Source organism: Methylobacterium sp. WL119 (genome assembly GCF_008039875.1).
GTDB lineage: Bacteria > Pseudomonadota > Alphaproteobacteria > Rhizobiales > Beijerinckiaceae > Methylobacterium.
The window spans coordinates 21,645-32,859 of the sequence record NZ_VRUU01000055.1; the positions used below are offsets into that span (position 1 = coordinate 21,645).

Sequence of the window (11,215 nt, forward strand, 5' to 3'; positions counted from 1 at the left end):
TCTCGTTCCGCTCGCGCGACCCTGCCGCGAACGCGCTTAACGGGCGGTCAAGGCCGTCGCCATGGGAGGTTTCCTTAACCACGTCGGGCGCAGGCTCCGCCCGTTCAGGACGGGTCGGGGCAGCGGATGAGTCACCACACCGAGACGCTGGTGATCGGCGGCGGCCCCGCCGGGCTCACCGCGGCCTACCTGCTGTCGAAGCAGGGTCGCGACGTCACCGTGCTGGAGCGCGACTCGACCCAGGTCGGCGGCATCTCGCGCACGGTGAGCCACAACGGCTACCTGTTCGACATCGGCGGCCACCGCTTCTTCTCGAAGTCGAAGGCCGTGGTCGACCTCTGGGACGAGCTCCTGCCCGACGACTTCATCGAGCGGCCGCGCCTGTCGCGGATCTACTATCAGGGCAAGTACTACGCCTACCCGCTGAAGGCCTTCGAGGCCCTGCGCAATCTCGGGCTGCTCACCAGCACCGCCTGCGTGCTGTCCTACCTCTACGCCCGCGCCCGGCCGATCGCCGCGCCGAAGCACTTCCACGGCTGGGTCCGCAACCAGTTCGGCGAGAAGCTGTTCTCGATCTTCTTCAAGACCTACACCGAGAAGGTCTGGGGCATGTCCTGCGACGCGATCTCGGCCGACTGGGCCGCGCAGCGCATCAAGGGCCTCGACCTCGGCGCCGCCATCCGCGACGCGCTGAAGCGCTCCCTCGGGATCCGGGCGAAGCCCAAGGCCGGCGAGCCGGTGATCAAGACGCTGATCGAGTCGTTCCGCTATCCCCGCCGCGGCCCCGGCATGATGTGGGAGGCGGCGGCGGAGAAGATCGCCGCGCAGGGCGGCAGGGTTCTGCTCGACCGCGGCGTCGACGGCCTGTCGTTCGACCCCGCTGCCGGCCTGTGGCGCGTCGCGGCGGTTCGCGGCGACGGCACGCGCGAGACCTTCACCGCGCGCCACGTGATCTCCTCGGCGCCGGTGCGCGAGCTCGTGGACGCGATCACGCCGCGGTCGATCAGCACCTTCCAGGCGCGCGCGCTGCAGTATCGCGACTTCGTCACGGTGGCGCTGATCGCCAAGTCGCAGAAGAACTTCCCCGACAACTGGATCTACATCCACGATCCCTCGGTGCAGGTCGGGCGGGTGCAGAACTTCCGCTCGTGGTCGCCCGAGATGGTGCCCGACGAGGCCCATACCTGCCTCGGGCTCGAATATTTCTGCTTCGAGGGCGACGGCCTCTGGACCGCGAGCGATGCCGACCTCGTCGCTCTGGCCAAGCGCGAGATCGGGCAGATCGGCCTGATCGACCCGGCCGACGTGGTCGACGCCTGCGTCGTGCGCCAGCCCAAGGCCTACCCGGTCTACGACGAGACCTATGCCGAGAACGTCGCGCTGGTGCGGATGGAGCTGGAGCGGGACTTCCCGACGCTGCACCTCGTCGGCCGCAACGGCATGCACAAGTACAACAACCAGGACCACGCGATGATGACGGCGATGCTCACCGTCGAGAACATCGTCGCGGGCCATCGCCGCCACGACGTCTGGCGGGTCAACGAGGATGCCGAGTACACCGAGGCCGGCGTATCGGGGGCGCAGGCCGCCCTCGGCAGCGAGCGGCTGGTGCCGCGCAAGGTCGCCTGAGGCGACAGGGGCGAGGGGCGTTTGCCAAGACAGTGATGCGGCCGCGTCACGACGCGGCCTTGCCGATGCGGGCGCGCGGCATACACTTCCCGCCAACGCCCGGTTGCAGGGGCGGTTTCGGGAGGCAAGCCCCATGCGATCGGTCCCCATGCGATCGGTGATTCTCGCCGCGCTCCTGTCGAGCGCGGCCGTCGCGACCTCGGGATTCGCGACCTCCGCCCTGGCGCAGGGCGCGTCCCCCGCCGAGACCAAGGCGAAGGCGGACGACCTGGAGAAGCTGCAGGGCTTCAAGAGCACGAACACGGCGCCCGCGCCCGAGATCCCGCAGACCGGGCGCAAGGCCGACGCCATCCGCAAGACGCTCGGCAGGATCAAGCTGCCCGAGGGCTTCAAGATCGACGTCTACGCGATCGTGCCCGACGCCCGCTCGATCGCGGTCGGCCCCAATGCCGGCGTGCTGTTCGTCGGCACCCGCAAGACCAAGGTCTACACCGTCACCGACCGCGACAAGGACCGGGTCGCCGACGAGGTCCGCGCCTTCGCGCCGGGCATCGACTTCAAGATCCCCAACGGCGTCTGCTTCTCGAAGGACGGCGTGCTGACGGTCGTCGAGCAGAACCGGGTGCTGTCCTTCCCCGCGGCGGAGTTCTTCTACGAGAACCCGGACGTCGCCGCCGGCATCGTCGTCAAGCAGGGCGAGCTGATCCCGGCTGGGGAAGAGAGCTACAACCACACCGCCCGGGTCTGCCGCGTCGGGCCCGACGGCAAGACCTACATCGCGCTGGGCCAGCCCTACAACGTGCCGGCGCCGGAGAAGCTCGAGCTGTACCGGACGCACGGCATCGGCGGCATCGTGCGCGTGGACGCCGACGGCAAGAACCGCGAGGTCTACGCCACCGGCATCCGCAACTCCGTCGGCATCGACTTCGCGGCCGACAAGACGCTGTGGTTCACCGACAACCAGGTCGACGGCATGGGCGACGACAAGCCGCCGGGCGAGCTCAACCACGCGACAAAGGCCGGCGAGAACTTCGGCTTCCCGTGGTTCGGCGGCGGCGCCGTCCGCACCGTCGAGTACAAGGACCAGACGCCGCCGGCCGACGCCGTCGCGCCGGCGGCCGAGCTGCCGCCGCACGCGGCCGATCTCGGGCTGACCTTCTACAACGGCAAGCAGTTCCCCCAGGCCTATCGCGGCGGCCTCTTCATCGCCGAGCACGGCTCGTGGAACCGCACCGAGCCGGTGGGCGCGCGGATCATGTTCGCGCCCGTCTCCGACGGCAAGGTCGGCGCGCCCAAGCCCTTCGCCGAGGGCTGGCTGACCGGCGACGGCGAGTATCTCGGCCGCCCCGTGGACGTCGCGGTGCTGCTCGACGGCTCGCTCCTGGTCTCCGACGATGCGGCCGGGGCGATCTACCGGATCTCGTACGAAGGCGACGCGAAATAGGGCGATCGGCCGTCGAGGGCCGTGCACCCTCTTCCCTCCCCCGCGTAGGGGGAGGGAGAACGCGCCGAGCCTGCGTCGCCCAGCGCGGCGCACGCGCTGTCTGAGTCCCCCCGAGAATGCTTCCGGTCACCCCATGCTCCGCCCATCCCTCCTCGCCCTGATCCTCGCCCTCGCGCCCGTCGCCGTCCAAGCGGGCGATGCCGCCGCCGGGCGCAAGCGGGCCACCGCCTGCCAGGCCTGCCACGGCATGGACGGGCTCTCGAAGCTGCCCGAGGCCCCCAACCTCGCCGGCCAAGTCGAGATCTACCTGGTGAAGGCGCTGACAGAGTACCGCGACGGGACGCGGCAGAACCCGGTGATGTCGGTCGTGGCGAAGGACCTGTCGGACGCCGACATCGCCAACCTCGCGGCCTATTACGGCGGCCTGCAGATCGAGGTGATCCCGCCGGGCTGAGGTCCCGAGGCGGCTTTCGCCCGGCGCCCCGTCGCCCTATCCCGATCGAACGACGCGGAGGTTTCCGATGTGGACGTCGACGATGCCGCGCCCGGAGGCGTCGGCCTTTCGCCAGCGCGCATGGCCGGCCATGCCGGCGTCGCGCGGGCTGCTCGCCCTCGGCACCGTCCTGGCGCTCGCCGCCGCGGGCTTGATCGTCGCGCGCGCCCCGGCGACGGCGATCGATCCCGATCTGGTGCGGGTGATCCGCGCCATGGCCGTGATCAAGGGCGGCTTCGCCGCGATGGCGCTCGCCGCGTGCTGGTGGCGCCTCGGGCAGCCGGCCTCGGGCTGGCGGGCGGTCGCCTACGTCGCGGGCCCGGCGCTGATGGCGGGCGGCGCCCTCCCGCTGTGGTCGCTGCAGAGCGTCGGCGCCGCCGCGCTCGGCCTGCATCTCGGGCTGTTCGGCGTGCTCGCCGCCGGGCTGACGGACCCCGCCTTCTTCGACGGCCGGCACCGCCGGCGCACGTGACGCGTTTTCGAGCGCGATGGAGGCCGGATCGCGTGAAGAAAACGCGACTGCAAAGAAGACGCCTCAGCGGCCGAGGCGCCGCCGCGCCGCGTCGCGGGCGCGGTGCTCGAAGCGGGCGAGGCGGACGCGCCGCTCCAGCGAGAGCGCGTCGCGGCCCGGCGGCATCGCGATGATCTCGGCGACGCGCTCGCGCTCGCGATACAGGCTTTCCAGGGCCGAGCCCGCGAGCGTCGCCGAATCAAGCCGGTCGGCGAAGGCGGTCTCGTGGCAGGCGCGCACGATCTCAGCTTCGAGCAGCAGGCCCGGGGCGCAGGCGCGCCGGTCCTCGTCGTAGGCGGTCTTCAGCAGCGTCGCGGTGCCGCCGCCGGTGAGCGCGAGGCTGATCGCGACCGGCCTGCCGTCGACGGCCAGGATGTCGGCGCGCGCCCGGACGGGCCCGTGCGTCGGCCCGAACAGCGCGCACGCGAAGGCCGCGTGCTCCGGGCGACAGGCCATCGCCGAGCCGGTCGCGCCCTTCCAGCCCGCGCGCTCCAGTGCGAGGAAGGCGGCGACCGCCCGCTCCAGGCCCGGGCCGGAGGCCACCGTCTCGAACGTCACCGCGCCGGCCTCGCTCAAGCGCTTGGCGCGGCGGCGCAGGTCCTTCAGGCGGGCCCTGTGCGGGTGGCTGGCGAGGAAGGCGTCGTGGCTCGCGCGCCGGTCTAGCACCGGGCGCTCGAAGGCGGCCACCGTGGCCCGGCGCCAGCCGGCGCGGTCCATGGCGGCGACGAGCCCGGCACCGGCCGGCCCGTCGAGGGACAGCAGCGGCCAGCGCCAGGCGCGCCCGCCCGAGGCCGCGCCGAGGCCCGCGACGAGGGCGTCGAACACCGCATCCGGCCCGTCGGCGACGAGGGGCGCCGTCGCGGTGACGAAGGGCGAGAGGAAGGGCCGCGCGACGCGCCCGCCGAGGCCGCTGAGATCGCGCACCATCCGGTAGGGCAGGGCGGCCTCGAGCCGTCCCTCGCGGCGGACGGTGACGAAACGCAGGGCCTCGGCGCCGAGGCCCGCCCGCTGGTGCGCTTCCACGACGTGGCGCGCGTAATGCGGATGCGGCGCCCGCGCGCGGCCGAACAGGTCGTCCCATTCTTCGGGACGCGGCGCGTCGGACGGCCCGGCCTCGATCGCGGGGACGGGCGATGCGACCCGGATCATCGGGCGCCCATCGCGAAAAGGCCGGCCCAGACCGGGGTCGCGAGGCCGTGCACGCGCCGCGCCGCCAGCGCGAGGATGCCGGCCCGCAGGACCGTGGTCAGCGCCATCCCCAGCGCTGCCCCGATCACCCCGAGCGGCGGCACGAGGACGAGGCAGGCGCCGACCGCCACCGCCAGCATCGCCAGCGTGATGCCGGCGCAGAGCCGCTCGCCGCCGAGCATGGTCAACAGGTCCTCGCCCGGGCCGAACAGGCTCGCCGCGACGCTGCCGGCGGCCAGTACCGCGAGGATCGGGATGCTGTCGGAGAATTGCGGCCCGAACATCGCCAGCAGCAGCGGGCTCGCGGCGACGACCCCGAGCGCCACCAGGGCGGTGGCGGCCAACGTGCCGCGGCCCTGCAGGCGCACCAGCCAGGCGAGCGTGTCCCGGTCGCCGACCGCGTGCGCCGCGCTGAAGCGCTGCGCGGTGGCGGCGACGGCGGCGAAATGGACGAACACGACGAACTGCTGGATCCGCGTCGCGGCGAAGTACAGGCCGACGGCGGAGGGCGGCATCAGGAAGCCGAGCACGACGACGTCGACGAAGGTGAAGCCGGCATTGGCCAGGTCGATCAGCGCGATCGGCAGGCTGGCGCCGAGCCAGTGCCGCCAGCGGTAGCGGCGCGGGCCCCGGGGCAGCGTGCGCGCCATCCGCGCCAGCACCAGCCCGGCCTGGATCGCGACGGCGAGGATCGCGGCTGCGAGCATGCAGGCCATCGCCACCCAGGCCTCGGCCGGCGCGCCGAGCAGGATCGCGGCGACCATCGCGACCATCATCACGGTCTGGCGCAGCAGGTAGGGCGGCGCGATCGCCAGCACCGCCCAGTTCTGGCTGCGGGCGAGGCCTTCCAAGTAATCCTGGAGCGCGAACAGCGGCAATACGAGCGCCGCGACGAGGAGCGGCGCGCGGTAGGGCCCGGCGACCCAGCCCGGCCACAGCGTCAGCACCGCGGCTCCGAGCAGCGCGACGGCCAGGGCCGCACCGCCGATCGCGACGGCGCCGGCCACGAGGTAGCCGCGGGCGTGGTCGAGGTCGCCGCGGGCCTGGTCCACCGGCAGGAAGCGGCAGGCGCCCTGCGACAGGCCGAGCGTCACCGAATGGCCGATCATCGCGGTCCAGACCCAGACCGTGGCGAAGACGCCGTATTCCTGCCAGCCCATCAGGCGGGCGGTGAGCACCTGCGCGCCGTAGGCGAAACCGGCCGAGGCGATGCGGATCGCGAACACGTCGAGGGCGGTGCGGGCCGGGCCGGTCGCGGCGATGCGCAGGCGGCGGACGGCCGAGCCGAGGGTCGCCGCCGCCATCTCCGCCTCCCTCGACCGCGCGGTTCCGCACCGCGCGGATCGGACCCGAGCCCTAACCCGGGCCCCGTTGCGGCGGGGTTAATGGGCCGGCGCCGTCACGGCCTGGGGGGCGCGACCGCCGCGCCCAGGGTGCCGGACGTCTCGCGCGGCGGCGCGGCCGCGCTGCCGGTGGCGTCGGGCTGCTGCAGCGACAGCGTGATCGCCCGGCTGACATGCTCGGCCATGCAGCGCAGGCCGAGGTCGTTCAGCCGGAATTGCTGGCCGAGCATGTGGCCCTCGCCCTTGTCGCTGCGCCCGGCGAGGTAGCGCATCGCGTCGTAGCGCAGCACCAGCGGCACCTTCTCATTCGTCGCCACGGTGCGCACCGACTGGACGATGCTGGTGTAGTACGCGTCGGCGGCGAGGCTGGCGGTGTAGAGCGGATCGACCAGGACCACGTCGATGTCGTGCGACTTGATCCACCTCACGGTCTCTGTGAGGGCGTCGGTGAAGGCGTCGAGCTCGACCCGGGCGAGGGCGTCGTGGGTACCCACCTGCCAGATCACGAGGTCCGGCTCGACGTCGGCCACCATGCTGCGCAGGCGCTCCGCCGCGCCCGAGGCGATCTCGCCCTGGAGGCCGCGATACTCCATCACTACGTCGACGTTGGGCATCGCGCGCTCCAGCGCCGTCTCGAGCTTGACCGGGTAGGTCGCGGACGCGCCGGGCGCGGCATTGCCGCCGATGGCGAGCACCCGCACCGGGCGCTTCTTCAGGATCGCCGCCTTCACCGCCTCGAGCTGGGCCAGCGTGTAGAGCTGCGAGCCCGGCACGCGGCATTCGGGCGACAGGCTGGGATCGGCGGGCTCCGCCTCCTTGGCCGCGGCGCCGGAGGGCGGGGACACGATCATGGGAGCGCCGCTCGACCGGGGCGCGGCCTCGCGGGGGGCGTCCTGCGCATCCGCGGGGGCGCTCGCGATGAGGCCGAGGAGCAGGGCGGCGGCGATCCGGCGCATCGCGGCGGCCCTCACGACGCCACCCGGACTTTTCGGCCGCGCCATTCCACGAACCACGCGGTCGCGCCGAGGCCGACGATGCCGACGGCGAGCACGATCATGTCGACGATCAATCCGCCGCCGGTCCGAAAGCGCAGGAGCTGGCCGCCGAGGCTCAAGATCGATCCCATGGAGAACACGGCCAGGGAATTCCGGCCCAGGCTCGCAAGATACCCGACAATCAAGGGGATGCGGGGCGCGATGATACCGTAGACCGGGCCGAATGCGAGAAGGACGCCCACGAAATGTAACAGGCGCGCCGGCGTCAAGTAGGTCTTGTCGAAGCTGAACAGCAGTCGCGGGTCCGGGACCAGCATCGGATCGGGGCGGATCTCCAGCACCGAGAGCACGATCCCGAGGACGACGATCGCGATCCCGAGGGGGAACAGGCGGCGCGACCACAGCCGCAGCGTGCCCGAGGTGCGGTTCCAGTCCTGCAGGACGAAGCCGAGCACCAGGAGCAGCTGCCAGCACCACGGATCGAAGAACCAGTCGCCCTGCCCGGGCCAGGACGGCAGGTTCCACTCCTCGACGAGGCTGGCGAGGTAGAGGCCGGCCGAGAGCCCGAGGGCGAGGAGCCGGCTCTCTCTGGCGATCAGCACGAAGACCGGGGCGATCCCGAGCAGCACCACGTAGAGCGGCAGGATGTTGAAGAACCCGAGCTGGTGGGTGAGCAGCACCATGCCGACGACGGTTTGGATCGGGTCGGCGAAGAACCCGCCGGCATTGTGCCATTCGAGGATCAGCGGGTTGTCGAAGACCAGCGCGGTGCCGGCGATCATCGCCAGCGCGATCACCATCACGGCGAGCTGCGCCCGGTAGACCTCGATGGTGCGCGACAGGAGGCGCAGCACCGAGCGCAGCCGCGGCTCGGGCGTGCCGTCGCGGCCGCGGGTGGCGATGCCGATCGACCAGCCGGCCAGGAACACGAACAGCTCGGCCGCGTCCGAGATGCCGTACTGCGAGTAGGTGTAGCGCTCGAAGGTGTTGCCGGGGACGTGATTGATGAAGATCGTGACCAGGGCGAGCCCGCGCCAGAAATCGATCGCGTTCGGTTCCCGCATCGCGGTGTCGGCTCCGGAAGTTCGGCGTGCGGGTTCGTCCGCCGGCGGCGCGTCGCGACGCGGCGAAGGCCGGTCCTGATACGGCGGCGCAGGCCCGACTGCAAAGGTGCGCCGCAGACGCCCCGCCCCGCGGGTCGAACCGACACGCCGTCGCCCGCGTTACGCCGGGACAAGGAGCCGACGATGTCCAGAACCCACGGAATTTCCGCTTTCGCCCTCGCCGCCGCTGTGGCCGCGTCATGGTCGGGCCAAGCGCTCGCCCAGGCCCAGACGGGCACGGGCGGCGGGCCGACCACGACGATCACCGCGCCGAACACCTCGAGCGTCGGCCAGACCGTTCCGCGCCCGGGCGCCGCCGGCGAGGGCAGATTGGGCGACCGGGAGACGCGGACGGCCAACGAGAAGAAGGACGATCAGCTCATGCGCGGCATCTGCATCGGCTGCAGCAAGCAGTGACGGCGGCCCGGCGGTTCACTGAACCCGAGTTCACGCCGCCGGGTTCTCGCGTGCCAATCGCAACAGGTTCTGTCCGTAGGCGGTCTTCTTGAACAGCTCGCCGCGGGCGACGAGCTGCTCGTGGCCGATGAAGCCCTGCTCGAACGCGATCTCCTCCAGGCAGGCGACCTGCAGCCCCTGGCGGTGCTGGATCGTGCGCACGAACTCGGAAGCCTCGAGCAGGCTGTCGTGCGTGCCGGTGTCGAGCCAGGCGTAGCCGCGGGACATCTTCTCGACGTGGAGCTGGCCGCGCTCGAGATAGGCCTCGTTGACCGAGGTGATCTCGAGCTCGCCCCGCGCCGAGGGCGTCACCGCGGCGGCGATGTCGAGCACCTGATTGTCGTAGAAGTACAGGCCGGTCACCGCCCAGGTCGATTCCGGCTCGGCCGGCTTCTCGACCAGCCGCAACGGCCGCCCGGCCGCGTCGAGCGTGACCACGCCGTAGGCCTGCGGGTTCTCGACGTGGTAGGCAAATACCGTCGCCCCCGCCTTGCGCTCGGCGGCGCGCGCCAGCAGCTCGGTCATGCCGGCGCCGAAGAACAGGTTGTCGCCGAGAATCAAGGCGACGGAATCGTCGCCGACGAACTCGCGGCCGATGAGGAAGGCCTGCGCCAGCCCCTCGGGCTTGGGCTGCACCGCGTAGGCGAAGCGCAGCCCGAACTGCTCGCCGGTGCCGAACAGGCGCTTGTAGTTGTCGAGGTGCTCGGGGCTGGAGATGATCAGGATCTCGCGGATGCCGGCCAGCATCAGCACCGAGACCGGGTAGTAGATCATCGGCTTGTCGTAGACCGGCAGCAGCTGCTTGTTGATCGACAGCGTCGCCGGGTGCAGCCGCGTGCCGGAGCCGCCGGCCAGGATGATGCCCTTCATCGGAAGGCCTCCGTGGTGACCGGCCCGATCAGCCGGTCGAGAATGGTGTCGAGTGCTTGTTGCCACGGCCGCATCGCGATGCCGTAGGCGGCGTTCAGGCTCTCGGTCGACAGCGCCGAGTTCGCCGGCCGCCGGGCCGGGGTCGGGTAGGCGCTGGTCGGGATGCCCGCGACCGGCACGGAGCGCCCACCGCGGCGGGCGCTGCCGGCGACGATGGCTTGCGCAAAACCGTGCCAGGTGGTCGTCCCGGCGTTGACGCAATGGAAGGTGCCGGTCGGCGCCCCCGCGTCGCCCGCCATCCGCAGGGCGACGGCGGCCAGCGCCGCGGCGAGGTCGGCGGCCGAGGTCGGGCAGCCGTGCTGGTCGTCGACCACGGTGAGCCGGTCGCGCTCGGCGGACAGCCGCAGCATCGTCTTCACGAAGTTGCCCCGGTGCGGGCTCACCACCCAGGCGGTGCGCAGGATGGCGTGGCGCGGGTTGCCGGCCCGCACCGCCAGCTCGCCCCCGGCCTTGCTCGCGCCGTAGACGCTGCGCGGCGCGATCGGGTTGTCGGGCCGGTAGGCGCCGTCGCGCGTGCCGTCGAAGACGTAGTCGGTCGAGACCTGCACCAGCGGGACGGCGTGGCGCGCGGTCTCGGCGGCCAGGATCGCCGGCGCCAGCGCGTTGAGGCGCCAGGCGGCCACCGGCTCGGCCTCGGCCCTGTCGACCGCGGTGTAGGCGGCCGTGTTGATCACCGCGCCCCAGGGGCGCTCCGCCATCCGGGCCGCCACCGCCTCCGCATCGGTGATGTCGAGGGCGGCGCGGTCGGGCGCGTGGACCCGGACGCCGTCCGGCCAGGCGTAGGCCTGCAGCTCGGTGCCGACCTGCCCGGCGCCGCCGAGAACGAGGATGTCCATTCAGGCGCCGCCCGTCGCGGCGGGCGCGGCCGGGGCGAGGCCGAGGCGTTCGCCGGCGTAGCGGCCCTCGCGGATCGGGCGCCACCAGGCCGCGTTGTCGAGGTACCAGCGCACGGTCTCCTCCAGCGCCTGCTCGAAGGTCTTGGACGGCGCCCAGCCAACCTCGGCCTCGGCCTTGCCCGGGTCGATCGCGTAGCGGCGGTCGTGCCCGGGCCGGTCGGCGACGAAGGCGATCAGCCGCGCGTGCGGGGCGTGCTCGGGCCGCAGCCGGTCGAAGGCGGCGCACA

Annotated in this window: 12 protein-coding genes; 5 read left to right on the plus strand and 7 right to left on the minus strand. The window is 72.3% G+C overall.

What is annotated here, in order from left to right:
* Positions 1-126 precede the first annotated feature (126 nt).
* The 4 genes from FV227_RS18415 (at position 127) to FV227_RS18430 (ending at position 4,038) form a co-directional block, all read left to right on the plus strand.
* Positions 127-1,629: an NAD(P)/FAD-dependent oxidoreductase gene (locus FV227_RS18415; RefSeq protein ID WP_147728824.1), complete on the plus strand. Its 1,503-nt coding sequence runs from the start codon at positions 127-129 to the stop codon at positions 1,627-1,629.
* 148 nt (positions 1,630-1,777) lie between these two features.
* The gene (locus FV227_RS18420; RefSeq protein WP_147728825.1) at positions 1,778-3,073 is read left to right on the plus strand and encodes a PQQ-dependent sugar dehydrogenase; all 1,296 of its coding nucleotides are present in this window, start codon (positions 1,778-1,780) and stop codon (positions 3,071-3,073) included.
* A 133-nt stretch (positions 3,074-3,206) separates the two neighbouring features.
* Positions 3,207-3,527, plus strand: a complete 321-nt coding sequence (locus tag FV227_RS18425; protein ID WP_147859627.1) for a cytochrome c — start codon at positions 3,207-3,209, stop codon at positions 3,525-3,527.
* Positions 3,528-3,594: 67 nt separating this feature from the next.
* Positions 3,595-4,038: a hypothetical protein gene (locus tag FV227_RS18430; RefSeq protein ID WP_244027673.1), complete on the plus strand. Its 444-nt coding sequence runs from the start codon at positions 3,595-3,597 to the stop codon at positions 4,036-4,038.
* Between the two features lie 63 nt (positions 4,039-4,101).
* Here FV227_RS18430 and FV227_RS18435 read toward each other — a convergent pair whose 3' ends face one another.
* From FV227_RS18435 to FV227_RS18450, 4 genes are all read right to left on the minus strand, one after another.
* The gene (locus FV227_RS18435; RefSeq protein WP_147859628.1) at positions 4,102-5,226 is read right to left on the minus strand and encodes a GNAT family N-acetyltransferase; all 1,125 of its coding nucleotides are present in this window, start codon (positions 5,224-5,226) and stop codon (positions 4,102-4,104) included.
* Positions 5,223-6,569 (minus strand): lipopolysaccharide biosynthesis protein, encoded by a 1,347-nt coding sequence (locus FV227_RS18440; protein WP_147729723.1) that lies wholly within the window; start codon positions 6,567-6,569, stop codon positions 5,223-5,225. The genes FV227_RS18435 and FV227_RS18440 overlap by 4 nt, the downstream gene beginning before the upstream one ends.
* Before the next feature lie 95 nt (positions 6,570-6,664).
* Positions 6,665-7,564 (minus strand): GDSL-type esterase/lipase family protein, encoded by a 900-nt coding sequence (locus FV227_RS18445; protein ID WP_147859632.1) that lies wholly within the window; start codon positions 7,562-7,564, stop codon positions 6,665-6,667.
* An 11-nt stretch (positions 7,565-7,575) separates the two neighbouring features.
* Positions 7,576-8,667, minus strand: coding sequence for an OpgC domain-containing protein (locus FV227_RS18450; protein ID WP_147729421.1), 1,092 nt, complete (start codon positions 8,665-8,667; stop codon positions 7,576-7,578).
* Between the two features lie 183 nt (positions 8,668-8,850).
* Here FV227_RS18450 and FV227_RS18455 point away from each other — a divergent pair, with 183 nt between their 5' ends.
* Positions 8,851-9,123: a hypothetical protein gene (locus FV227_RS18455; RefSeq protein ID WP_147729422.1), complete on the plus strand. Its 273-nt coding sequence runs from the start codon at positions 8,851-8,853 to the stop codon at positions 9,121-9,123.
* 30 nt (positions 9,124-9,153) lie between these two features.
* On the opposite strand, the gene rfbA is transcribed toward FV227_RS18455, so the two are convergent.
* From rfbA to FV227_RS18470, 3 genes are all read right to left on the minus strand, one after another.
* Positions 9,154-10,032, minus strand: a complete 879-nt coding sequence (gene rfbA / locus FV227_RS18460) for a glucose-1-phosphate thymidylyltransferase RfbA (RefSeq protein WP_147859629.1) — start codon at positions 10,030-10,032, stop codon at positions 9,154-9,156.
* Positions 10,029-10,928 carry a dTDP-4-dehydrorhamnose reductase gene (gene rfbD, locus FV227_RS18465; RefSeq protein WP_147859630.1) on the minus strand — a complete coding sequence of 300 codons (900 nt, stop codon included), beginning with the start codon at positions 10,926-10,928 and terminating at the stop codon, positions 10,029-10,031. Before rfbD ends, rfbA begins: the two co-directional genes overlap by 4 nt.
* On the minus strand, positions 10,929-11,215 hold a 287-nt coding region (locus tag FV227_RS18470; RefSeq protein WP_187274868.1), incomplete at its 5' end, for a GDP-mannose 4,6-dehydratase.

Excerpts from the sequence above, each read along its gene's own strand:
- FV227_RS18445 (WP_147859632.1), bottom strand. The coding sequence starts at position 7,564 with ATGCGCCGGATCGCCGCCGCCCTGCTCCTCGGCCTCATCGCGAGCGCC.
- FV227_RS18440 (WP_147729723.1), bottom strand. The coding sequence starts at position 6,569 with ATGGCGGCGGCGACCCTCGGCTCGGCCGTCCGCCGCCTGCGCATCGCC.
- rfbD (WP_147859630.1), bottom strand. The coding sequence starts at position 10,928 with ATGGACATCCTCGTTCTCGGCGGCGCCGGGCAGGTCGGCACCGAGCTG.
- FV227_RS18420 (WP_147728825.1), top strand. The coding sequence starts at position 1,778 with ATGCGATCGGTGATTCTCGCCGCGCTCCTGTCGAGCGCGGCCGTCGCG.
- FV227_RS18425 (WP_147859627.1), top strand. The coding sequence starts at position 3,207 with ATGCTCCGCCCATCCCTCCTCGCCCTGATCCTCGCCCTCGCGCCCGTC.
- FV227_RS18430 (WP_244027673.1), top strand. The coding sequence starts at position 3,595 with ATGTGGACGTCGACGATGCCGCGCCCGGAGGCGTCGGCCTTTCGCCAG.
- FV227_RS18450 (WP_147729421.1), bottom strand. The coding sequence starts at position 8,667 with ATGCGGGAACCGAACGCGATCGATTTCTGGCGCGGGCTCGCCCTGGTC.
- rfbA (WP_147859629.1), bottom strand. The coding sequence starts at position 10,032 with ATGAAGGGCATCATCCTGGCCGGCGGCTCCGGCACGCGGCTGCACCCG.
- FV227_RS18415 (WP_147728824.1), top strand. The coding sequence starts at position 127 with ATGAGTCACCACACCGAGACGCTGGTGATCGGCGGCGGCCCCGCCGGG.
- FV227_RS18455 (WP_147729422.1), top strand. The coding sequence starts at position 8,851 with ATGTCCAGAACCCACGGAATTTCCGCTTTCGCCCTCGCCGCCGCTGTG.
- FV227_RS18435 (WP_147859628.1), bottom strand. The coding sequence starts at position 5,226 with ATGATCCGGGTCGCATCGCCCGTCCCCGCGATCGAGGCCGGGCCGTCC.